General features: G+C 63.0%; 24 protein-coding genes and 1 tRNA gene. 10 read left to right on the top strand and 15 right to left on the bottom strand.

What is annotated here, in order from left to right:
- Nucleotides 1-90: 90 nt before the first annotated feature.
- Nucleotides 91-654 (top strand): helix-turn-helix domain-containing protein, encoded by a 564-nt coding sequence (locus ACVWZA_RS13925; RefSeq protein ID WP_457311837.1) that lies wholly within the window; start codon nt 91-93, stop codon nt 652-654.
- A 9-nt stretch (nt 655-663) separates the two neighbouring features.
- Here ACVWZA_RS13925 and ACVWZA_RS13920 read toward each other — a convergent pair.
- The 8 genes from ACVWZA_RS13920 to ACVWZA_RS13885 all read right to left on the bottom strand — a co-directional run bounded on the left by ACVWZA_RS13920 (nt 664) and on the right by ACVWZA_RS13885 (nt 5,730).
- Nucleotides 664-739, bottom strand: a tRNA-Val gene (locus ACVWZA_RS13920).
- 54 nt (nt 740-793) lie between these two features.
- Entirely contained in the window at nt 794-1,735 is a 942-nt protein-coding gene (locus ACVWZA_RS13915; RefSeq protein ID WP_457311836.1) for a hypothetical protein, read from the bottom strand.
- A 145-nt stretch (nt 1,736-1,880) separates the two neighbouring features.
- Nucleotides 1,881-3,296 carry an NAD(P)(+) transhydrogenase (Re/Si-specific) subunit beta gene (locus tag ACVWZA_RS13910; RefSeq protein WP_457311835.1) on the bottom strand — a complete coding sequence of 472 codons (1,416 nt, stop codon included), beginning with the start codon at nt 3,294-3,296 and terminating at the stop codon, nt 1,881-1,883.
- Nucleotides 3,297-3,347: 51 nt separating this feature from the next.
- Nucleotides 3,348-3,641 carry an NAD(P) transhydrogenase subunit alpha gene (locus ACVWZA_RS13905; protein WP_457311834.1) on the bottom strand — a complete coding sequence of 98 codons (294 nt, stop codon included), beginning with the start codon at nt 3,639-3,641 and terminating at the stop codon, nt 3,348-3,350.
- A gap of 21 nt (nt 3,642-3,662) precedes the next feature.
- Nucleotides 3,663-4,022 carry a PH domain-containing protein gene (locus tag ACVWZA_RS13900; protein WP_457311833.1) on the bottom strand — a complete coding sequence of 120 codons (360 nt, stop codon included), beginning with the start codon at nt 4,020-4,022 and terminating at the stop codon, nt 3,663-3,665.
- On the bottom strand, nt 4,022-4,432 hold the full coding sequence (locus ACVWZA_RS13895; RefSeq protein WP_457311832.1) for an endonuclease domain-containing protein: 411 nt from the start codon (nt 4,430-4,432) through the stop codon (nt 4,022-4,024). Before ACVWZA_RS13895 ends, ACVWZA_RS13900 begins: the two co-directional genes overlap by 1 nt.
- Nucleotides 4,433-4,479: 47 nt before the next feature.
- On the bottom strand, nt 4,480-5,601 hold the full coding sequence (locus ACVWZA_RS13890) for an NAD(P) transhydrogenase subunit alpha (protein WP_457311831.1): 1,122 nt from the start codon (nt 5,599-5,601) through the stop codon (nt 4,480-4,482).
- A 6-nt stretch (nt 5,602-5,607) separates the two neighbouring features.
- Nucleotides 5,608-5,730, bottom strand: coding sequence for an aa3-type cytochrome c oxidase subunit IV (locus ACVWZA_RS13885; RefSeq protein WP_457311830.1), 123 nt, complete (start codon nt 5,728-5,730; stop codon nt 5,608-5,610).
- 159 nt (nt 5,731-5,889) lie between these two features.
- On the opposite strand from ACVWZA_RS13885, the gene ACVWZA_RS13880 reads away from it, so the two are divergent.
- The 6 genes from ACVWZA_RS13880 (at nt 5,890) to ACVWZA_RS13855 (ending at nt 10,492) form a co-directional block, all read left to right on the top strand.
- Nucleotides 5,890-7,314, top strand: a complete 1,425-nt coding sequence (locus ACVWZA_RS13880) for a sigma-54-dependent transcriptional regulator (RefSeq protein ID WP_457311828.1) — start codon at nt 5,890-5,892, stop codon at nt 7,312-7,314.
- Nucleotides 7,315-7,402: 88 nt separating this feature from the next.
- On the top strand, nt 7,403-7,615 hold the full coding sequence (locus ACVWZA_RS13875) for a hypothetical protein (protein ID WP_457311827.1): 213 nt from the start codon (nt 7,403-7,405) through the stop codon (nt 7,613-7,615).
- Between the two features lie 82 nt (nt 7,616-7,697).
- On the top strand, nt 7,698-8,405 hold the full coding sequence (locus ACVWZA_RS13870; protein WP_457311826.1) for a DNA alkylation repair protein: 708 nt from the start codon (nt 7,698-7,700) through the stop codon (nt 8,403-8,405).
- Between the two features lie 116 nt (nt 8,406-8,521).
- Nucleotides 8,522-8,956 (top strand): anthrone oxygenase family protein, encoded by a 435-nt coding sequence (locus ACVWZA_RS13865; RefSeq protein ID WP_457311825.1) that lies wholly within the window; start codon nt 8,522-8,524, stop codon nt 8,954-8,956.
- A 91-nt stretch (nt 8,957-9,047) separates the two neighbouring features.
- A complete protein-coding gene (locus ACVWZA_RS13860) occupies nt 9,048-9,221 on the top strand; it encodes a hypothetical protein (protein WP_457311824.1) in 174 nt (57 codons plus the stop codon).
- A 275-nt stretch (nt 9,222-9,496) separates the two neighbouring features.
- Nucleotides 9,497-10,492 carry a hypothetical protein gene (locus ACVWZA_RS13855; RefSeq protein ID WP_457311823.1) on the top strand — a complete coding sequence of 332 codons (996 nt, stop codon included), beginning with the start codon at nt 9,497-9,499 and terminating at the stop codon, nt 10,490-10,492.
- A 373-nt stretch (nt 10,493-10,865) separates the two neighbouring features.
- Here ACVWZA_RS13855 and folP read toward each other — a convergent pair whose 3' ends face one another.
- Nucleotides 10,866-11,924 carry a dihydropteroate synthase gene (gene folP, locus ACVWZA_RS13850; RefSeq protein ID WP_457311822.1) on the bottom strand — a complete coding sequence of 353 codons (1,059 nt, stop codon included), beginning with the start codon at nt 11,922-11,924 and terminating at the stop codon, nt 10,866-10,868.
- A gap of 409 nt (nt 11,925-12,333) precedes the next feature.
- Between folP and ACVWZA_RS13845 the strand changes: the two genes are divergently transcribed.
- A complete protein-coding gene (locus ACVWZA_RS13845) occupies nt 12,334-13,992 on the top strand; it encodes a hypothetical protein (RefSeq protein WP_457311821.1) in 1,659 nt (552 codons plus the stop codon).
- Nucleotides 13,989-14,399 carry a hypothetical protein gene (locus ACVWZA_RS13840; RefSeq protein ID WP_457311820.1) on the top strand — a complete coding sequence of 137 codons (411 nt, stop codon included), beginning with the start codon at nt 13,989-13,991 and terminating at the stop codon, nt 14,397-14,399. The genes ACVWZA_RS13845 and ACVWZA_RS13840 overlap by 4 nt, the downstream gene beginning before the upstream one ends.
- Nucleotides 14,400-14,557: 158 nt before the next feature.
- Here the strand turns inward: ACVWZA_RS13840 and ACVWZA_RS13835 are convergent, their stop codons facing one another.
- The 5 genes from ACVWZA_RS13835 to glmM form a co-directional block, all read right to left on the bottom strand.
- The gene (locus ACVWZA_RS13835) at nt 14,558-15,679 is read right to left on the bottom strand and encodes a DNA methyltransferase (protein ID WP_457311819.1); all 1,122 of its coding nucleotides are present in this window, start codon (nt 15,677-15,679) and stop codon (nt 14,558-14,560) included.
- 202 nt (nt 15,680-15,881) lie between these two features.
- The gene (locus ACVWZA_RS13830) at nt 15,882-16,520 is read right to left on the bottom strand and encodes a ribonuclease HII (protein ID WP_457311818.1); all 639 of its coding nucleotides are present in this window, start codon (nt 16,518-16,520) and stop codon (nt 15,882-15,884) included.
- Nucleotides 16,517-17,269, bottom strand: a complete 753-nt coding sequence (gene thiD, locus ACVWZA_RS13825) for a bifunctional hydroxymethylpyrimidine kinase/phosphomethylpyrimidine kinase (protein ID WP_457311817.1) — start codon at nt 17,267-17,269, stop codon at nt 16,517-16,519. Before thiD ends, ACVWZA_RS13830 begins: the two co-directional genes overlap by 4 nt.
- Nucleotides 17,251-17,496 carry a DUF1272 domain-containing protein gene (locus tag ACVWZA_RS13820; protein ID WP_457311816.1) on the bottom strand — a complete coding sequence of 82 codons (246 nt, stop codon included), beginning with the start codon at nt 17,494-17,496 and terminating at the stop codon, nt 17,251-17,253. The genes thiD and ACVWZA_RS13820 overlap by 19 nt, the downstream gene beginning before the upstream one ends.
- 63 nt (nt 17,497-17,559) lie before the next feature.
- Nucleotides 17,560-18,900 carry a phosphoglucosamine mutase gene (gene glmM / locus ACVWZA_RS13815; protein WP_457311815.1) on the bottom strand — a complete coding sequence of 447 codons (1,341 nt, stop codon included), beginning with the start codon at nt 18,898-18,900 and terminating at the stop codon, nt 17,560-17,562.
- Nucleotides 18,901-18,977: 77 nt separating this feature from the next.
- On the opposite strand from glmM, the gene ACVWZA_RS13810 reads away from it, so the two are divergent.
- On the top strand, nt 18,978-20,237 hold the full coding sequence (locus ACVWZA_RS13810; RefSeq protein WP_457311814.1) for a dicarboxylate/amino acid:cation symporter: 1,260 nt from the start codon (nt 18,978-18,980) through the stop codon (nt 20,235-20,237).
- Nucleotides 20,238-20,322: 85 nt separating this feature from the next.
- On the opposite strand, the gene ACVWZA_RS13805 is transcribed toward ACVWZA_RS13810, so the two are convergent.
- Entirely contained in the window at nt 20,323-21,015 is a 693-nt protein-coding gene (locus ACVWZA_RS13805) for an NnrU family protein (RefSeq protein WP_457311813.1), read from the bottom strand.
- Nucleotides 21,016-21,030 lie beyond the last annotated feature (15 nt).

Here is a 21,030-nt window from a genome sequence, read left to right as displayed (position 1 = left end):
GCATGGGGTTGATCCCGGCATATGAACACTTGCCAGATCGGCCCGTTTATCGCACAGATATAAAACCGATCTGGTTAGGGATGATGATCGATGATTACCGCGATCCGCGAAGTCCGCCGCGCCAGAGGAATGACGCTCGACGATGTTGCGCGGCGCTGTGCCCCGCCGACCACCGCGCAGACGATCGGCCGGCTCGAGACGGGAACACGCACGGTATCGGTCGGCTGGCTCAACCGCATTGCGGGTGCGCTCGGCGTTACCGCGGCGGATCTCGTCAGGCTGCCGACGCGCAGCGACATTCCGGTGGCGGCGATCCTCGATTCCGGCGGCGTCCATGCGCCGAAGCATGAAACCACGCTCACCCCGCCATCTCCCGGGCCCGGCCTGGTCGCGGTAACCGTGGCGGCCGGAATCGGCGATTATCGCAGCGGTGACGAGCTTTGGTGCGAAACACTGGCGCCCGACAGTTTCGCGCAGGCGATGAACCGCGATGTGCTGGTCCCCCGCCCCGCCGGCCGCTTCCTGTTCGGTCGCCTGATCGGGCGAGAGGACGGCAAGCTCCATCTGCTTCCACTCGGGCCGGGCGGGCGCCAGCAAGTCGTCGCCGATCCACCCTGGATCGCCCGCGCGGTTCGACTGGTGCGTTCGCTTTAGATTCGGGGGTGGTGGGCGATGACGGGCTCGAACCGCCGACATTCTCGGTGTAAACGAGACGCTCTACCAACTGAGCTAATCGCCCCCATGCGCCGCATGCCAAAAGCTGACCGTGCTGGCAAGTTTCAAGCGGCCGATATCAGGAGATCGGCAGGCCGGCCCGCTTGATCGCCGTCAGGTAACCGGTCATGCCCATACTCGCCATCGGTGACAGCGCCATGAAGGCGCGGCGGCGATCGAAAGGATCGGCGTGCCGCTCGAGCAAGCCCGCTTCGCTCATCTTGGCGATCCAGCGCAGCGCGGTGGTCGGCGCGACAGCCGCGGCGATGCACAGGCTCGACACCGAAACCTGGGAACGCTCCAGTTCGGCGGCATAAAGATCGAGCAGCATGTCCCAGGCGGGGTCCTCGAGCAGGCTGGCCTCGAAATATTGCGCGCGCAAGCGCCGCGCCCGGATCGCGGCACGGATTTCCTGCGCATCGATGACCACGGCGTCGGCCCCGGCTGGTGCGGCGTACGGCATGCGCCGTTCGCCAACGAGCCGCATCGTGCGTTCGGGAAATTCGGTACCCTCGCTCCGGGTCAGCCGAGCGAGCGTCTCGGCGATCCGGGCGACCTCCTCGTTCAGCCGCCTAAGCCGGGTCTCTTCGCTGTCACGGCCCGATTCGCGCGCGAAATCGGCGCGCGTTCGCGACGCAATCGTCAGTGCGACAACGCGCTCGGCGACCGAGGGCCGGCAAAGCAATTGCACATGCGACCCGAATATCGTCGCAGCGACCAGGTCGATTTGCTCTTCCGCCAGCGTCACGATGATCCGCGCGCGCCGGTTGAGCGCAACGCTGTCGAGCAATGCCAGGACCACGGCAATGGTTTCCGGGGGTATCGATACCGCCTCGACGACGATCACATCGATCGCGGGATGGTCGGCGATTCGGTCGGCGACCTGATCCCAGCGCAGCGTCGCCTCGATCCGCCCACCGGCCAAAACCGCCGCTTCGGACACCAGTTGCGCCGCGCCGGTATCGTCGGCCACGATCAACATCTGTGGTGTCACCGCATAATATGACGCCGCCGTGTCCATTCTGCCCCGCCCCATTACCCTGACCCGTTCGCAAACTACGTAGTTTGCAGGGTGTGCGGTAGCCGACCTTGTCCATAATGGACCTAATCGCCGGCCGAACACGAAATTTGCTCGAAACCCCGGTCACACGGGACAGCAAATCACGTCAATCGAGTGACTTGACGATTTCCTCGACCATCTTCTTGGCGTCGGCGAGCAGCATCATGGTGTTGTCCATGTAGAACACATCATTGTCGACACCGGCATAACCGACACCGCCCATCGAGCGTTTGATGAACAAGACGGTCTTGGCCTTTTCCACGTCGAGCACCGGCATGCCGTAGATCGGCGATGACTTGTCGGTCTTCGCCGCCGGGTTGGTCACATCGTTGGCGCCGATCACGAAGGCGACATCGGTCTGCGCGAATTCGCTGTTGATGTCCTCCAGCTCGAACACGTCGTCATACGGCACATTAGCCTCGGCGAGCAGCACGTTCATATGCCCCGGCATACGCCCGGCGACCGGGTGGATGGCGTATTTCACGCGCACGCCATGCTCCTTCAGCTTGTCACCCATTTCGCGCAGCGCATGCTGTGCCTGCGCCACCGCCATGCCGTAACCGGGAACGATGATGACCTGTTCGGCCTGTTGCAGCAGGAACGCCGCATCCTCGGCCGAGCCGCGCTTCCATGGCCGGTCGGTCGCCGCCGCGCTGCCTGCGCCACTGGTGTCTCCGCCAAAGCCGCCGGCGATGACGCTGATGAAACTGCGGTTCATCGCCTTGCACATGATGTAGCTGAGGATCGCGCCCGACGATCCGACCAGCGCGCCGGTGATGATCATCGCGGTATTGTGCAAGGTGAAGCCCATCGCCGCCGCCGCCCAGCCCGAATAGCTGTTGAGCATCGACACCACGACCGGCATGTCTGCGCCGCCGATCGGGATGATCAGCAGGAAACCGATCGCGAAGCTCAAGCCCGTGATCGTCCAGAACACCCATTGGCTCTCGTCCTGAGTGAAATAGCCGACCAGCCCGACGATCCCGGCGAGTACCGCCAGGTTGATGACGTGCCGCGCGGGCAGCATGATCGGCTTGCCACCCATATTGCCGTTGAGCTTGAGGAAGGCGATGACCGAACCGGAAAAGGTGATCGCGCCGATCGCGACGCCAAGGCCCATCTCGATCTTGCTGACGGTCAGGATCTGGCCGTCGGGCCCAAGGATACCGAATGCTTCCGGGTTGAGATAGGCGGCGGCCGCAACCAGCACTGCGGCCATGCCGACCAGCGAGTGGAACGCCGCAACCAGCTGCGGCATGTCGGTCATCGCGATCTTCCGCGCGGTGACGATGCCGATTGCCGCACCGATGCCGATCGCGGCCACGATCTCGATGATGCCGACATTCATATGGAGATAAAGCGTCGTCGCGACAGCGAGCGCCATGCCCGCCATGCCGAGCCGGTTGCCCCGCCTGGACGAGGTCGGGCTCGACAGGCCACGCAGTGCGAGGATGAAGCACACGCCGGCAATGAGGTAGGCGAGTGCGGCCCAGGCGGGCGTGGCGATGGCGGCTTCGTGCATTGTCTTATCCCCTTGTCGTCACCCGGCGCATCGCGCGGGTAACCACCCCTTTTACTTGGCCGCCGGGCGGTCCTTCTTCTTGTACATGGCGAGCATGCGTTCGGTGACCGCGAAGCCGCCAAAGATGTTCACACTGGCCAGCGCGACCGCGATCAGCCCGAGCCATTTCGAGGTGGTCGAGCCCGCCGCCGCCGAGGCGATCAGCGCGCCGACGATGATCACCGACGAGATCGCGTTGGTCACCGCCATCAGCGGCGTGTGCAGTGCGGGCGTGACCGACCAGACGACATAATAGCCCACGAAACAGGCCATCACGAAGATCGACAGGATTGCGATGAAGTCCATGATTGTCCCCTAACGGTCCATCTAGCGGTCTAGTTTCTGGGCAAGAAAGCTTTGCAGCCCGCGCATATCGGTATTGCGCCCGACCTTGAATTCGATCGGTTCATGGCCGGACAGAAAGATCTTGATCTCGGCATCGAGATCGAACGTGCCCGCCGTCTCGACCGCGAAGGCGGTGATCGAACGATACGGCACGGTCAGGAATTCGCGCTTGCTGCCGGTAATGCCCTGCACGTTGATGTACAGCACGCGCCAGTTGGTGAAGGCGATATAATCGCGGATCGTCTTGTAGACGAAATAGATCGTCTCGCCATCGGTCAGCGCCTCACCGTGCTTGTCGATCAGTTCGCGCGGGTCGGCCGCGGTGGCGTTCAAGAGTCCCACTAGAGATACTCCCCGGCACGGGGAGGGGGACCATTTGCCTCTTCCGGCAAATGGTGGAGGGGGCGGGCCGCATACACGGCGATCGCTTCGGCTGCGGCATCCGGGTCTTTGAGGATGCGAGCGGCCGCGACGTGCAGGACGTTCAATCCGTTTTCCTGAAGAAACGCGTCACGCCGTTCGTCGCGCTGCGGGCGTTCGCCACGATTATGGCCTCCGCCATCCACTTCGATCGCGAGAGCCGCTTCACGACAATAAAAATCGATCACATAAGGTCCAACCGGATGCTGACGGCGGAATTTGAGGCCCGACTTCTGACCGCGTAAACGCCGCCACAACATTGCTTCTGGCAAGCTCATCTCTTTGCGCAGCTTGCGGGCGAGTGCCACCTCCGGGCGGAGCGTGTGCGGCACGCCCCCTCCACCGCCTTCGGCGGTCCCCCTCCCCGTTCCGGGGAGGATCATGCAGTTAGCCGTGAATTGACGATCTGCCCGCCCCTGGTCAGCCGGATCGCGTCACCGATCTCCTCGTCGAGCACCGGCTTGCCGCTTTCCTTGTCCCAGAAGGCGCTGAGGAAATTGTACAGGTTGCGCGAGAACAGGGCGCTGGCATCCGCCGCGAGGCGGCCGGCGACGTTCTTGTGGCCGACGATCTTGACGCCGCCGATCGTCACGACCTCACCCGCGACCGCGCCTTCCACATTGCCGCCGGCCTCGACCGCGAGATCGACGATCACGCTGCCCGGCTTCATGCTCGCGACCTGCGCGGCCGAGATCAGCCGTGGCGCGGGGCGCCCCGGAATCAGCGCGGTGGTGATGACGATGTCCTGCTTGGCGATATGACCGGAGACCAGTTCAGCCTGCGCCGCCTGATATTCGGGCGACATCTCGCCGGCATAACCGCCCGATCCCTCGCCCTCGATGCCCGCGACATTCTCTACGAAGATCGGTTTGGCGCCGAGCGATTGAATCTGCTCTTTCGTCGCCGAGCGCACATCAGTCGCGGAAACCTGCGCGCCGAGGCGGCGGGCGGTGGCAATTGCCTGAAGGCCGGCAACGCCGACGCCCATCACGAAAACGCGCGCGGCGGAAATCGTGCCCGCCGCGGTCATCATCATCGGAAAAGCGCGGCCATATTCGGATGCCGCATCGAGCACAGCCTTGTAACCGGCGAGGTTCGATTGCGAGGACAGGATATCCATCGACTGCGCGCGGGTGATGCGCGGCATGAATTCCATCGCCAGTGCCTCGATACCCGAGGCGGCATAAGCATCGACCCGTGCGCGCTCAACGAACGGGTTGAGGCCCGCGACCAGCCAGGCGCCAGGTGCGGCCCCGCCGATCGATGCCGGATCGGGCCCCTGCACACCAAGGATGATATCAGCACCCTTCAGCGCTTCCGCCCGGCCGCCGACCTTTGCCCCCATCTCGGCATATTGGGCGTCGGCGATCGATGCCGCCTCGCCCGCACCGCTCTCGACCGCGATCTCCGCGCCGAGCGCGATGAATTTCTTGACCGTTTCCGGCGTCGCGGCAACGCGGCGCTCGCCCGGGACTTGTTCCTTGAGGACCGCGATCTTCACCGGGGTCTAGGCGATCAGCCAGATGACCGCGGCTGCGATCACGGCACAGGCGACAGCGCCCCATTTCAGCAGGCCGATGATGCTGTGGTAGGTCGCTTCGTGCGCTTTCATATCACCGTTGCCGGCCATGATCTCATTCCCTGGTTGTCGGTTCCCCGATTGCGCTTAGCGGCCTGCGCGCCGTCCCTCAAGTCCTGTCCCATGAGTCCCATTAGGGGCCAGTTTAAGCCCGTCTTTACCCGGCATCGTTAAGGTTACCCGTGAACGGGGTAACTTGGGTATGGCCGAATGACGCGCAACGGACAGCGCCTGCTGATGCTGATCGACGACGAACCGGCGCAGCGCCGACTCGTCGCCGCGCTCGCCGCCCGTCGCGGCTGGCGCGCGGTGTTCGCGCAGGATGGCGAAATGGCGATCGCTATGCTCGGAACGCAGGACGGCATGCAGCTCGATGCGATCCTGCTCGACCATTGGGCGCCCGAGGCCGACGCCAGCGCGCTGATCGCCGAGATTCGCGAACGCCGCCCGGCGCTCCCCTTGCTGATGCTCACCGCCAACGGATCGGTCGCGCAAGCGGTCGCCGCGATGCGTGCCGGCGCGACCGACTTCCTGGTCAAGCCGCTCGCCCCCGAGCGCTTGCTTGCCGCCCTCGACGCGGCTGTCGCCGGCAAGACGTCGGGCGAACTGCGCCCGCTGAGCGAAAAGATACCCGCGCTGCTCGCGTTCGACGAGATCGTCGGCTCGGCGCCCGATTTCCGCGCCGCGCTCGCCATCGCCGCCAAGGCCGCCCGTGCCCGTGTCGCGGTGCTGCTCGAAGGTGAAAGCGGCGTCGGCAAGGAAGTCGTCGCCGAGGCGGTCCATGCCGCGTCCCCGCGCGGCAAGAAGCCGATGATCACGGTCAATTGCGGCGCGATCCCCGCCAATCTGGTCGAGAGCGAGCTGTTCGGTCACGAAAAAGGCGCCTTTACCGGCGCGTTCGAACGCAAGATCGGCCGTTTCCAGGAAGCCGATGGCGGCACCCTGTTCCTCGACGAAGTCGGCGAGATGCCGCTTGAGACGCAGGTCAAACTGCTTCGCGTGCTGCAATCCGGCGAAATCCAGTCGATCGGCGCGCGTCACACCCGCGAAGTCGATGTCCGCGTCATCGCCGCGACCAACAAGAGGCTGATCGAAGAAGTCGAGGCGGGCCGGTTCCGCGAGGACCTTTATTACCGCCTCAACGTCGTGCAGGTGACGATCCCGCCTTTGCGTGAACGCACCGGGGATATCCCCGCGCTCGCCCGCCATTTGCTCGCACGGATCGCGCAGCAGCCCGGCCTGCGTCCGCTCGGCATCACCGACGATGCGCTGGCGCTGCTTGGCCAATATGACTGGCCGGGCAATGTCCGCCAGCTGCAGAACGCGCTGTTCCGCGCCGCCGTGCTGTGCGACGGCGCCGCATTGACCCGTGACGATTTCCCGCAGATCGCCGCGCTCGGCGCACAACGCCACACCACGCCGGGACCATCGCCGATGGCGACCAGTGGCGGTGTCACGCTGTTCCACGCCGACGGTAATCTGCGCGCATTGGAAGAGATCGAGGCCGATGTCATCCGCCTCGCCATCGGCCATTATCGCGGCCGCATGACCGAGGTTGCGCGGCGCCTCGGGATCGGACGATCGACCTTGTATCGCAAGCTCGGTGAACTCGGGATCGACAACGCGGCGGCGTAAGGCTGGGCCTCCGAAACCAAGTCGGATGCGGGCGTCCGGGGCACGGTGATTCAACCGGCATTGCTGACCCGACAACTGGCCGATAATCATGCCGAGTTCCCGTGGCTGCGGGAAACTTGCGGGAAATATGCTTTTTTGCGGATTCTGCGGGAAACTGCGGGAAAAACTGCGGGAAAACCGACATGCGCGCACGGGAAAAATGCCGGCGCTTAACGGGAAAATCGGGAAATGGCTGGTGGGCATGATCTGCTCGCTTGCGGTCCGTTCGATTCAAGACGATCCGTCGGAAAAGCCGGCATGACGATGTCCGAAAGCGATGTGAATCGATCGGTAGACCATCGCCCGTTCTCGGCTCCATTCGCGACGTCGGGCTAGGATCGGACATGACCATTTCAGCGATGGACGACCGGGTTGCCTCGATCATTGCCGATCTGCGGAACCATGCCGACACCGGCTATCGCGACGATCTGGCGGCGCGATACGGGATCATCGCGCCAACCGCGATCGGCGTCCGCATGACGGACATCAAGGCGATCGCAAAACGGCTTGGGCGCGACCATCCACTCGCACTGGCACTCGCACTCTGGGCGAGCGACATCTATGAGGCGCGGCTGCTCGTGTCGCTGATTGCCGATCCGGCCCTGACGACGCCGGAAATCATGGACGCATGGCGTGGCGATTTCGACAATTGGGCGATCTGCGACACATTGTGTTTCAATCTGTTCGACCGCACGCCCCATGCGCTGGACAAGGTCCGCGCGTGGAGCCGGCTGAACGATGAGTTCGGCCGCCGCGCCGCGTTCGCTTTGCTCGCCAGCATCGCGCTGCATGACCGCAAGGCGCCGGACGAGCCATTCCTCAATTGCCTGCCGCTGATCGAGGCCGCAGCGACCGACCCGCGCAATTTCGTCAAGAAAGGCGTGAACTGGGCGCTGCGCGCGATCGGCGAGCGCAATGTGGCGCTGAACCGCGCCGCGACCGAGCTTGCCGAACGGCTTGCCGAATCGGATGACCGGACCGAACGTTGGATCGGCAAGGATGCGCTCAAATCTCTGACCGGCCCGAAGCTGAAGGCAAAATTCGATCTGTAGGACCATCAGCGTGGCGGCGTAATCGCCGATCCAGCCAACGTCGGTGGCTGGAAGGAGCGAGGGAGGGAACAACGATCCCATCCATGCGCTGTTCCGCAAATACAGGAAGCCAAGCCATGCTGGGTATTGCCGCACTCATCGCCGCCGCACTGTTCTCGGGCGCCGCGATCTATGTTCTGGTTGCCGAACACCCTGCGCGCGCCACGCTCAACGCACGTGCACAGCTGACGCAGTGGAAGCCGTCCTATGCGCGCGGCACGGTAATGCAGGCCGGGCTCGCGCTGCTCGCCGGGCTGCTCGGGATCGCCACCGGGCTTATCGGGGGCGGCACGCTGTGGATTATCGGCGGCGTAATGATGCTAGGGGCGATCGCCTATACGTTCCTGGTCATCTGGAAGCTTAATGGGCAGCTCAAGGCGACGCCGCTCGACCAGGCTTCATCCGAGACGATCGCGATGCTGCATCGCTGGGGCCAGCTCCACGCCGGGCGCACCGCGATCGGGGTCGTGGCGATGCTGATCTATGCGATCGCGCTCTGTGGTGCGGCTTAGGGTATTTTCGAACCGGACTGTTACGCCATCCGTTCGTTTCGCGCGAAGTCGAGAAACTTTACGCAGCGCTGGCGGCCTGTTTCTCGACTGCTTGCCGCTGATCGAAGCTGCGGCGACCGACCCGCGCAACTACGTCAAGAAAGGCGTGAGCTGGACATTGCGCACGATCGGCGAGCTCAATATGGTGCTGAACCACGCCGCGACCGAGCTGGCTGACCGGCTTGCCGTATCGGACCGAAAGATGGATCGGCAAGTACTGTTTTGAAATCGCTTACCGGGCCGAAGCTCAAGGCGAAATTTGGTCTTTAGATCGTGAACGACAAGCGGGAACATCCGATTTTGGCGGATTTGCGACGGTCAGCTTATGAAGGAGCCGCCCTCGAAGGCTGCCGGCGGCGTTACGCCAAAGCCGTAGGCATTAAAGCGTTGAAACGAGTTATTCGGGACGATAGACTCAAGGCGGAAGGGGGTAGTGGGTCAGTTTGAAATCTAGGGTAGGGTAAAGCTTTGACTGTAGGAAAAGTGCGTGTCGTCCTCTGCATGTCAATGTTACTGGCGCTGCTAGGGGGCTACCCAGCTGTGGCCCGTGCGCAAACCGGCGGCATCGTGGTGGTCGATCGTCAGGAGGGCTCACCGGGCGCTACCATGAGCTTACCCATGAGTGGCGTTACCCCGGCGCCCGCGCTCAGCGCAGCAAGTCGGGCAGCAGCGGTCGCCGCGGCCGCCGCAGTCGTGAAGCCCGGCGGCTACAAGGCTTTGCAGGGCAAGGTCGATATTCAGGTAATTGCCTTCACGCGCACTGCCGAAGGGGTTACCTGGCGCAAAGACAATCTCGCCGATCCACTCAGTCGGTGGGCGGCGGGATGCACGCCGCTTGCGCCCGAAGACCTCGGGGTGCAAAAATTGAACAGCCGTGCATACTTCCTGATTCGCCTCAACTGCCCGACGCTGGAGGCCGAAACGCCGGTGCGCCTTCTCACAGTGGGAGTAGACGGCGCGGCGGTGCGCACCCTCTTTCTGACGATCACGCAAGTGCCCTTTTATCAGACGGCACAGCCGGCGCGCGGCGCGCCGGGCGATCGCCGAATGCCCTTGCGGGGCGGCCCTTGGGACGGCCTGACGATCGGCGACGTTGTCTCTCCCGGAGGCAAGCCGACGCGCGCGCTCGAACCTTCATCGCGCGATGCCTCGCCGCTTCCACCGGCCTACGCTCCAGCTGTCGCGAATTTTTTAAAAGACTATGGGGATGGGCTCCTCGGCCCCTCGACCACATCCGTCGATGTCGGACCGAACAACCGAGCTTGTCGCTATGTCGGCAACACACCATGCGTATTGCTGAGCAATTTCCAGGGTATGCCATTTGACGAAAAATGCGTTCCTAACGCGCCATATTATTTGCGCGATAGCGACCGCGTCCGCATCGAATGGATGTTCAACGGCAAGCTTTATTACATCACGTGGCTGTCGGTGCGGCACGGCAAGATCATCGACATCGGCACGGCGCCGGCCGATATCCCTTATTTCCGGCCAAATTAGGCCGACCTGACATTCTTGATAGCCATATTCTCTCAGCGGCGACATGAACCAAGTTGGTGCACGATGAGACTTGAAAGCACCTCGACTGAACCAATGGCTACTATCAAGCGAGGCTATCACGTTCGCGAATGGCGAGCACTGGGTCGGTAGTCGCTGGGCTACTTTTTCTCCTCAAAAGTATCCGATCGTTTTTGGGAAGCGGTAGGCAGCTCTGCGACGGCTGGGCGGCGAAGAGCGTGGAAAGCAAACTCAAAAACCGGTCGGGCTGAACCTGTCGAAGCCCCCATGCCACAGGCGACCTCCCGCTCTTGGCGAGCTGTCCTTCGACAGACTCAGAGCGAGCGTTGCAAAATGCGACTGCTCCACTCGCTCTTTAGCCCGCGACCAGCGCCTGGTCCTTCATTCCGCGCCAGACCTTCAGCGCCTGCGCGGTTTCGGCGACGTCGTGGACGCGGAGCAACTGCACCCCTGCCTCCGCGCCCTTCAGCGCCAGTGCGAGCGAACCGCCGAGCCGTTGATCCGCCGGCGCCTCATTGGACAGCGCACCGATCATCCGCTTGCGGCTCGCCCCCAGCATGATCGGGCAGCCAAGGCCATGAAACAGCGCAAGACCATTCAGCAAGGCGAGATTGTCCTGCAGCGACTTACCGAAACCGATGCCCGGATCGACAATGATCTTCGCACGATCGATCCCGCCCGCGACCGCCGCGGCGATGCGCGCCTCGAGCCAGTCATAGACTTCGGTCAGCACGGCCTTGTAACCGGTGCCGCCATGCGGGCCCTTTTTCGGGTCGGGCGAATGCATCAGGATCACCGGGCAACCAGCACGCGCGACGATTTCCAGCGCGCGGTCATCCCATAGCAGCGCCGAGACGTCATTAACGATCGCCGCCCCGGCCTTGAGCGCCGCTTCCATCACCGCCGCCTTGCGCGTATCGATCGAGACCAATGTCCCGCCGCCCGCCAGTTTCTCGATCACCGGGACGACGCGGGCGATCTCATCGCCTTCCCACACGGTCGGCGCGTTGGGACGGGTCGATTCGCCGCCGACATCGATCAGCGCCGCGCCTTTCACCGCCATGTCGAAGCCAGCGCCCGCCGCGTCATCATGCTTGCCGCCGTCGGAGAAACTGTCGGGCGTGACGTTGAGGATGCCGGCGATCAGCGGCTGATCGAAGCGCAGCACCCGATCGCCGAGCGTCAGCGGCGTGCGTGGGGTGGTGATTGCCTGATGGAGTTTTGCGGCGCGTTCGTCGGATCCAAGTGCGCGGTCGAAATCGGCGATCTGGACGGTACGCCGTGCGCCGCCTTCGATCACTTCATAGGCGGCGAACCACTGCATCCCGCCGGCAAGCCGCACGACCTCGCCATCGCGGCCGACCGGCGTGTCGACAAACTGGATCGGGCGGAGGTGGAGGGGCGGTGCAGTCATGATTACTTCCTTCCAGTGTCCCTTCGCTCACCTGCCCAGGTGCTGGGAACCGGCATCACGTCCGTCGCGATGGCGTACCGATCGCCCCGCCACAAGGGCGAATGATCCATATTGCGCCAAACCGATGAGTTTCGATCAGCACAGTTAGTCTGTGGGGCAGTTTCGCTGCGGCCCTGAGTGCGGCGCGTCGATTCAACCATTTCGTCCGCCCGCTACAACTCGCTCCGTCACGATGGCGAGGCGATCACGCGCCGGTCCGTGACGTCACGGGAGATGTCGGTGCAGATACCATCCGAACTTGACGATGCGGTCGATCCGGGCCGGGCGCAGCGTCGGCTTACGTTACAACTCCATGCGCGGATGATGACCGATCTGACGCTGCTGACCGGCGGCAAGCGCCTGCCGAGCGATGGAGATCCAGACCGAGCTGCGCCGCGCCGCGCAGGCTTATGGTGTGTGGACCCCACAGCTTGAAGCGGCCTGGCAAAAGCGGACGAGCAGTGTGCAGTCGGGGTTGCAATTAGCGTCATATGGGACGCCCGACGGCTTCGCCGCAGACGGCATCGCCAGTGTCACGATGCATGGGCCGATCCGTGATGCCGCGGTCAAATATGCGCCGGTTGAGCCTAAATCCGGCGCCGGCGTCGCAGAGTCTCGCGACCTTGTTCGAACCCAGGTGCAGGATCTGTCCGTGCAGCCCGTCGGCTGGCCCGAGCCCGTCAATGACCAACGTGTTGTCGGCAATTCCCAAAGCACCGATGGTCAACCGAACGCCGCCGTCCCTGAATTCACTGTGCCGGCCAACCAAACCGCCCGAAGGATGGATGGTACCACGCCGGTCGGGGACTATGTTCGGGGGAAAAATGTCCCGGTCGAGGAAAACTCGGCAATTCGGCTGAGCGAAGTCAATGCCTGGCTGAAAGCCGCCACGGTCCAGAATGCCGCCAATTTGGCGATCGAGCAGGCCAAGCCTAAACGCCCTCTTACAGCTGGCCCTGGAATTGACACGGCCAGCTCGCTGACCAATTCGTACGACAACGCCAGGACCGGGTACGAGCTTGCTTCGCTGGCCGAGTCATCGCGCGCCCTCGTCGCTGCCAACCCTGATTCCCCGGAATCCGATAAAAACCATCTGCTGGAATTCGCCAATGCACTGGAACTGGCATCGACCGCGATGTCGGACGGGCGATGGATTGGCGCGAATCCGATTTCCGATTTCTTCAGCTATAATGGGATCGATTATCCGGATTTCGCCCTCGCCAATCAGGCTCGTCTGCATAACCAGTCGACGCAGCCGAGCGTTTCGGCGCTAACCCCGGAAATGATCGAGGAGCGGGAGAAGGCTGCGCTGGATCGACAGATCCTGGCAGACCGTAATGACGCCTTGCCGAGTGCGGTCGAGCGGACTTATTTTACGGCGCGGGCGCAGGGCGCGAGCCTGGCGGAACTCAAGCAGGTTATTGCCCGAGGCCAGTTCATGGATGCCACGCTTGGCGTCGCCGGGGCCGTTGCTGGGGCCGGTGCGGCCAGAGATGGTGTATCGCAGGCGCGACCTCCGGTCAGCTATGGCACCGCCATCACGAAATTTGACAATCGACCTTCCGGTCTGGCCGAAGGCTCTTTCCTCGATCTTTCGCGCGCCGCCAATTACCAGCCGGGCTTCTATCGTGCGCACCCAGGCGCAATCCGCTATGGTCAGCATGCGGCCAGCCCGAATTTCAGTAAGGATGGAACGATCCGCGAGCTCATCGCGGAACTCAAAAACGGCAAGTCACCCGATCTGGTTGGAACTCCGATCAGAGTGATCTTTCTGAATGGGAAGGCATTCACGCTGGATAACCGCCGGCTTGTGGCTTTCAAGGCCGCCAAGCTCAATAACATCCCAATTCAGGTAATGAGCCCCAATGACCCGACTGTCTTGAATTTGTTGAAGAATAAGACGCGAATGGACCCTATCGCTGGAGAAGGTCATGTCATTGCGATCGTTCCAAAAAACGGCAAATCAAACCAAGCCGAGATACGACGAGCGCTTCGTGAACGCAATCTTATTAAGGGACAAAATAAATGAATAGAAGCGAGGAAGAAATAACATATAGTGATTTTGTAGAACACCCAGTGTGGCATTTTGATTATGAGACTGAAGAATACTCTCCAGTTTTATCACTTGATCACCCAATTGATTCGATTGACTATTTGTTCTACCGGGCGAAGTTCACGTCCCCTCAGGGATTTGAATTCGAAGGGCGATTAACGTCGACAGGAGAAGATGCCATTGCTGTATTTCGTAATGGACGGTGGTATGGAGCAAACAAAGCTTGGAAAGAAATATCCATTGCTCAATTCTACAAGCTCGCCCTGGACAGCACAGATCTCGATATCAGTGACGGGCTTAGGCTATTCCCGCTGACTTTTCAGACAATAATTAATCAAGATCCGTTTATTGATTGGTCCGGTATTTTTGATCTTCCTCGATAGATCATATTTTTTTGTCAATTTTCTCAACCGGGCCTCGACCTTCGCCGGGGAAGCAAAGAAAAAATTAACTGGCTAAAGAGGTAACCCCGGCCAAGTCCGGGGTGACGGATATGCTAGAGTCGTTTTCAGCTGAATTGAATCGGCACCTGAAAACGACTCTAAATCTGCGTCGCGAGCAGATAGGTCTGGCGCAGATCGTCGATCGGCTTCAGCCCGTTGGGCGTCTCATAATGCCAGAAGGTCCAGCCATTGCAGGCCGGTGCGCCCTGCAGGACCGAGCCGAGCTTGTGGATCGATCCGGTCGTATCGCCCGACATGACCGACCCATCGGCGCGTACCGTGACGCGGTGGCGACGCTTGGCATCGGTCAGCACGGCGCCGGCGACGAGCATACCGTTTTCGACGATCGTGCCGAACGCGACGCGCGGTGCGGCCTTGGGGCTCTGCATCGTCTTCAAGGCGGATTCGTCGAGCGGCAAGGCCGCCTCGATCCGCTCGATCGCCGCCGCGCAATAATTTGCCTCGCGTTCGATCCCGATCCAGCGCCGGCCGAGCCGTTTGGCCACTGCGCCAGTCGTGCCGGTGCCGAAGAACGGGTCGAGCACCACGTCACCCGGCTTGGTGCACGCCAGCAGGATGCGATAGATCAGCGCCTCGGGCTTTTGCGTCGGGTGGACCTTCACCCCGTCGCGCTTCAATCGCTCCTGCCCGCCGCACACCGGGAATTCCCAGTCGCTGCGCATCTGCAATTCGTCGTTCAGCGTCTTCATGCTGCGATAGTTGAAGGTGTAGCGCGCCTTTTCACCCATCGACGCCCAGATCAAAGTCTCGTGCGCATTGGTGAAGCGGGTGCCCTTGAAATTGGGCATCGGGTTGGATTTGCGCCACACCACGTCATTGAGAATCCAGTAACCGAGATCCTGGATCGCCGAGCCGACCTTGAAGATATTGTGATAGCTGCCGATCACCCAGATCGCGCCATTGTCCTTCAGGATGCGTTTCGCCTCGGTCAGCCATTCCCGAGTGAATTTGTCATAAGCCGCAAGGCTGTCGAACTTGTCCCAGTCATCGGTCACCGCATCGACATGGCTGCCATCGGGCCGGCTGAGATCACCGCCGAGCTGCAGATTGTACGGCGGGTCGGCGAAGATCATATCGACCGACTTGGCCGGCAGCGCGCGCATCGCGGTGATGCAGTCCTGCATGATAATCTGGTCCAGCGGCAGGCCATCGACCACCGGCGCATCAACGCGCGCCTTAACCTTATCGATAACACCCATTCGTCACGCCCCCGTCTCTAGCCCGCCCATCCCTGCGGATGTGCGGACTCCGGTCAAGCGGAGATTAGTTAACGATTGCGGTTGCCAAATCGTTAACGAAGCGGAACATTTTGGGAAGGCGGCTAGATGTTGAGTCGGCGGGAGTCGGCGGACTCAATCCATGGTGTGTGGCGTAAAAGACTCACACGCCGAATTCCGGCGCTTAAAAATCGAGAAACATCTGCGCGACCGGCCGGAAGCTGCGCCGATGCAGCGGCGAGGGCCCATATTCGCGCAGTGCGGCGAGGTGCGTGCGCGATCCGTAACCCTTGTTCGAATGCCAGCCATAATGCGGATGCGCCTCGGCATGGGCGATCATGATCGTGTCGCGGGTATGCTTGGCGATGATCGACGCGGCGGCGATCGACAGCGAGATCGCATCGCCCGAGACGATCGCGGTCGCCGCATGGCCCCAGCGCGGCAGGCGGTTGCCGTCGACCAGTACATGGGCGGGCAAGCAACCAAGCGCCTCGACCGCCAGCGTCATCGCCTTCATCGTCGCCCAATAGATGTTGAGCGTGTCGATCTCATCCGCCTCGACGATGCCGACGCCGATCATCGCGCAGCCGCGCAGCCGGTCGTGCAGCCGCGCACGTTCGGCCGGCGACAGTTTCTTCGAATCGTCGATGCCTCGCGGAATGCCCTTGGCGGGCAGGATCACCGCGGCCGCGACCACCGGTCCGGCAAGCGGCCCGCGCCCGGCCTCGTCAACACCCGCAACGGGCGCGAGGCAGAGCTTTTCGTGGCGCAGCGAGGGTCGGACAGAAGCGGACGACCTTTTGCTTTCGGGTGATGCGGTCATAGAAAGTCCGTTACGAATTGCTGACCCATGGGGCCATGCCCTTTGCCAAGGCCGGGCGCTTCGATCAGCGCGATACGGACGAAGGATACCGCGCGGGAGAATGCATCGACGATTGGCATTCCGTCACCAAGCCCACAGGCAAGTGCGCTCGCCAGTGTGCAACCCGTGCCATGCGTACTGGTCGTTTCGATGCGTTTGCCGCTGAGCTCGGCAAGCAGACCAGCCGGGGCCCAGAGCCGATCGGTGACGATGTCGGTTGCTCCATGCCCGCCCTTCTCGATCAGATGGCAGCCATAGTCGAGAATGACCGCGCGTCCCCCCAATGCCTCAAGCTCCGGCAGGTTCGGCGTGACGACCGAAGCCAGTCGCATCAGCCGCCCGAACGCTGCGATCGTCGCCTCGTCCGCGAGCACCGATCCGCTCGTTGCGACCATCACCGGATCGAACACGATCGGCACGGCGAGCTGTTCCAGCCGCGCCGCCACCGCATGAGCCGTCTCGGCCGATCCGATCATGCCGATCTTCACCGCATCGACGCCGATATCGCCGACCACCGAATCGATCTGCGCGATGACCATATCGGTCGGCACCGGGTGCACTGCCTGCACGCCCAGCGTGTTCTGCGCGGTGATCGCGGTGATCGCGGTCATCGCGTGGCCGCCGAGCATCGTCACCGTCTTGATATCGGCCTGAATCCCGGCACCGCCGCCCGAATCCGACCCGGCGATGATCAGGATGCGCGGTGCCACTGCGGGCCTTTATAGATCCGTATCGTCGATGCGGGATGGCGCTCCAGCCGGGGTCCGGTGCGGGTTGGACGGTCGATCAGCTCGCCGCCGCAATTGGGGCAATTATCGTCCATCGCCTCGGCACAGGCCGCACAAAAAGTACATTCGAACGAGCAGATGAACGCGCCCGGCGCATCGGCGGGAACGTCAACGCCGCAGCGTTCGCAATCGGGTCTCATTTCAAGCATGGGCATACCTTAGCCATAAAATCCGCTCGTTTCGAGCGAAACGAACGGGTTAATTGGTGCCTTTCAGCCCGCCGCAATCCGCACCGCGTCGCAGATGCGGTCCACAAGGCGCTCGACCTGCGCCGAATCGTCGCCTTCGGCCATCACCCGGATCACCGGTTCGGTACCCGAAGGGCGGATCACCAGCCGCCCCTTGCCGTCGAGCTCGGCCTCCGCCTCGGCGATCACTGCCTTGACCGTTTCGTTGTCGAGCGGCTTGCCGCCCTTGAAGCGGACGTTCTTGAGCAATTGCGGCACGGGATCGAAGCGGTGCAGGAACTGGCTGGCCGGCGCGCCGGCCCAGACCAGTTCGGCGAGCACCTGAAGCGCGGCGACCAGCCCGTCGCCGGTGGTCGCGTAATCGCTGAGGATGATATGCCCCGATTGCTCGCCGCCGACATTATACCCCTGGACGCGCATCGCCTCGAGCACTTGCCGGTCGCCGACACCGGTGCGGATCAGGCCGATGCCCTGCGCCGCGAGATGACGTTCGAGCCCGAGGTTAGACATTACCGTCGCAACCAGCCCGCCATTCTTCAACCGCCCGGCGCGCGCATAACCGCTGGCGATCGTCGCCATCAGCTGGTCGCCGTCAACGACATGGCCGAGTTCGTCGACCACGATCAGCCGGTCGGCATCGCCGTCGAGCGCGATGCCAAGCTGCGCCCCCGAAGCAACGACCGTCTCGCACAACAGGCCGGGCGCGGTCGAACCGACGCCATCATTGATATTCTTGCCGTTCGGGCTGACCCCGATCGCGATCACGTCGGCACCCAGTTCCCACAGGGCGGAGGGCGCGACCTGATACCCCGCGCCATTGGCGCAATCGACGACGATGCGCATACCGTCGAGCCGCAGGCTTTCCGGGAAAGTCGATTTGGCGAAATGAATATAACGACCCTTGGCATCGTCGACCCGCCGGGCGCGGCCGATATCCGGTCCGGGAACGAGCGGAATATCGCCATCGATCAGTGCCTCGATCGCCAGTTCGTCCTCATCGCTGAGCTTGTAGCCATCCGGGCCGAACAGCTTGATCCCGTTATCGGCATAGGGATTGTGGCTGGCGGAGATCATCACGCCGAGATCGGCGCGCATCGAATGAGTCAGCATGGCGACGGCGGGCGACGGCATCGGGCCGAGCAGCACCACGTCCATGCCGACGCTGGTGAACCCGGCAACCATCGCCGATTCGAGCATATAACCGGACAGACGCGTGTCCTTGCCGATCACGACGCGGTGCTTATGGTCGCCGCGCTGGAAGTGCGCGCCCGCCGCCATGCCGACCTTCATCGCCATCGCCGCGGTCATCGGATGCGCGTTGGTCGCACCACGAATACCGTCGGTGCCGAAATATTTCCTTGCCATTCCGCGCATTCCCATCCGCTATGCGAGCAGCGTTTCTAGCGCCATCATCGTAAAAGCAGCCATATCGAAGGATCAGCATGTCGCAAGCCACCCGTATCCTTCTCGCGCTCGTCGCCGGACTGATTATCGGAATCATTGCCGCCTCGCTCTCGCCCGACTGGGCGCTCGGCGCGACCAAGATCACTCAGCCGATCGGATCGGCCTGGCTGCACGGATTGCAGATGGTGATCGTGCCACTGATCGTCGGCCTGCTGGTGACCGGCGTCGGCGCGACCGCCGATGCGGCACGCGCCGGGCGGATCGCCGGGCGCTCCGTGGTGATGTTCGTCATCCTGCTGTGGAGCGCGACGATCATGTCGGCGCTGCTCGTGCCGTTGCTGCTCGACCTGTGGCCATTGCCGTCCGCCTGGGCCGAGGCCCTGCGCACATCGCTGAGCGGTGCGGCGGCGCCCGCCGGCACGGTGCCGAGCCTCGGTGCGTTCTTCGACACGGTGGTGCCGACCAATGTCGTGACCGCGGCGGCGGCCGATGCGTTTCTGCCGCTGACCGTGTTCGCGATCACCTTCGCCTTTGCGATCACGCGGCTGGCGCCCGAACCGCGCGCTCTGCTGACCAATTTCTTCCAGGCGATCGTCGATACGATGCTGGTGATCATCACCTGGGTGCTGAAGCTTGCCCCGATCGGAATTTTCGCGCTGGCATACGGCGTCGGTGCGCAGACCGGCGCGGCGGCGTTCGGTGCACTGCTCCATTACATCGTCACCGTTTCTGCGATCGGGCTGATCGTGTTGCTCGCCGCCTATCCGGTGGCGGCGATCTTCGGACGGGTGGGCATCCTGCGCTTCGCCCGCGCGGTCGCCCCGGCACAGGCGGTCGCGATCAGCACGCAATCCTCGCTCGCCTCGCTCCCCGCGATGCTCAAGGCGAGCGCCGAGCTTGGCGCGCCCGCGACCAGCGCGGGCATCACCTTGCCGATCGCGGTGGCGATCTTCCGCGCGACCAGCCCGGCGATGAACCTGGCGGTCGCGCTGTATGTCGCGCACCTGCTTGGCGTGCCGATCGGGCCCGGCGCGCTCGCCGCCGGCGTCGCGACTGCCGCGATCACCACCATGGGATCGGTCAGCCTGCCCGGCACGATCAGTTTCTTCGCCTCGGTGGCGCCGGTCGCGGTGGCGATGGGGGTGCCGATCGAGGCGTTGGGGCTGCTCGTCGCGGTCGAGACGATTCCCGACCTGTTCCGCACCGTCGGCAACGTGACGATGGACGTCGCCGTCACGATATCGGTCGCGCGCGCCGATCGCGGCAGCGCCGAAGCGGACCCCGAGACGATCGCTTGAAGTATCTCATGCGAGAGATGAGAATGTCAGTCTTCGTGGTGTGAAAGAGCGGGGTGGCGGGAAGCGAAGTGCCAGGAAGGATTCCTCAAACCCAGCGCCACACTCCCGCTGCCCAGCCCGCCAGCGGCAGATGCGCCCAGGTCGCAACCAGCCACAACACGACCCCACCGGCGATATCATGGGGCCGGAAACCCCCGAAATTCGCGCGGCCGGCGACGATCGCTGCAAACGGCCAATAGCTCGTCTTCGACTCCCATGCCGGCCAGCGTTCCGGCTGCAACGCTTCCTTCTTCTTGTCCTGCAACGCCGCCCCGGCCAGTGCGAGAATGATCACTGCGCCCGACAGAACGATGTTGGCGGGTGCCGGAAACACCGCGATATGGCTCGCGCCCCACAGGGCAAAAGCCCACATCATCGGATGCCGCGTGACCGCGAACACGCCGCGCGCCTCCGCTGGCGCGGCGCCCGGTGTACCCGGATTTGGCAGGGCGGGATTGCCGATCAACGACCCGATCAGCAGCACGCTCGCGATCAGCATTACCACCGTTACCACCGCCCACAGGCTGTCGCTGACCTGCCAGAGCGGCACCTCCGGCCCGGCCGCGCGATAAGCGAGGGCAAGCCAGCCGAGCGTGATCGCCGCGACGAGCGAATAGAGGCCGAGGAATGGCCCATCCCCGATCTTCGCGACGATCGGCCGCCTGAGCGGATGCGACAGCAGGAAGTGCGAGCCGACGAACGCGACCGCCGCTGCGAGGACCATTTCCGTGCCGTTCATCGTCGACCTCCCCGA

This window comes from Sphingomonas sp. UYAg733 (genome assembly GCF_054057355.1).
This window is presented reverse-complemented; position numbering and strand designations above follow the sequence as displayed.

Coding starts and splice junctions, on each gene's coding strand:
- ACVWZA_RS13925 (WP_457311837.1), top strand. CDS start 91: ATGATTACCGCGATCCGCGAAGTCCGCCGCGCCAGAGGAATGACGCTC.
- ACVWZA_RS13915 (WP_457311836.1), bottom strand. CDS start 1,735: ATGGACACGGCGGCGTCATATTATGCGGTGACACCACAGATGTTGATC.
- ACVWZA_RS13910 (WP_457311835.1), bottom strand. CDS start 3,296: ATGCACGAAGCCGCCATCGCCACGCCCGCCTGGGCCGCACTCGCCTAC.
- ACVWZA_RS13905 (WP_457311834.1), bottom strand. CDS start 3,641: ATGGACTTCATCGCAATCCTGTCGATCTTCGTGATGGCCTGTTTCGTG.
- ACVWZA_RS13885 (WP_457311830.1), bottom strand. CDS start 5,730: ATGGCCGGCAACGGTGATATGAAAGCGCACGAAGCGACCTACCACAGC.
- ACVWZA_RS13880 (WP_457311828.1), top strand. CDS start 5,890: ATGACGCGCAACGGACAGCGCCTGCTGATGCTGATCGACGACGAACCG.
- ACVWZA_RS13875 (WP_457311827.1), top strand. CDS start 7,403: ATGCCGAGTTCCCGTGGCTGCGGGAAACTTGCGGGAAATATGCTTTTT.
- ACVWZA_RS13870 (WP_457311826.1), top strand. CDS start 7,698: ATGACCATTTCAGCGATGGACGACCGGGTTGCCTCGATCATTGCCGAT.
- ACVWZA_RS13865 (WP_457311825.1), top strand. CDS start 8,522: ATGCTGGGTATTGCCGCACTCATCGCCGCCGCACTGTTCTCGGGCGCC.
- ACVWZA_RS13855 (WP_457311823.1), top strand. CDS start 9,497: ATGTCAATGTTACTGGCGCTGCTAGGGGGCTACCCAGCTGTGGCCCGT.
- folP (WP_457311822.1), bottom strand. CDS start 11,924: ATGACTGCACCGCCCCTCCACCTCCGCCCGATCCAGTTTGTCGACACG.
- ACVWZA_RS13845 (WP_457311821.1), top strand. CDS start 12,334: ATGGAGATCCAGACCGAGCTGCGCCGCGCCGCGCAGGCTTATGGTGTG.
- ACVWZA_RS13840 (WP_457311820.1), top strand. CDS start 13,989: ATGAATAGAAGCGAGGAAGAAATAACATATAGTGATTTTGTAGAACAC.
- ACVWZA_RS13835 (WP_457311819.1), bottom strand. CDS start 15,679: ATGGGTGTTATCGATAAGGTTAAGGCGCGCGTTGATGCGCCGGTGGTC.
- ACVWZA_RS13830 (WP_457311818.1), bottom strand. CDS start 16,520: ATGACCGCATCACCCGAAAGCAAAAGGTCGTCCGCTTCTGTCCGACCC.
- ACVWZA_RS13820 (WP_457311816.1), bottom strand. CDS start 17,496: ATGCTTGAAATGAGACCCGATTGCGAACGCTGCGGCGTTGACGTTCCC.
- glmM (WP_457311815.1), bottom strand. CDS start 18,900: ATGGCAAGGAAATATTTCGGCACCGACGGTATTCGTGGTGCGACCAAC.
- ACVWZA_RS13810 (WP_457311814.1), top strand. CDS start 18,978: ATGTCGCAAGCCACCCGTATCCTTCTCGCGCTCGTCGCCGGACTGATT.
- ACVWZA_RS13805 (WP_457311813.1), bottom strand. CDS start 21,015: ATGAACGGCACGGAAATGGTCCTCGCAGCGGCGGTCGCGTTCGTCGGC.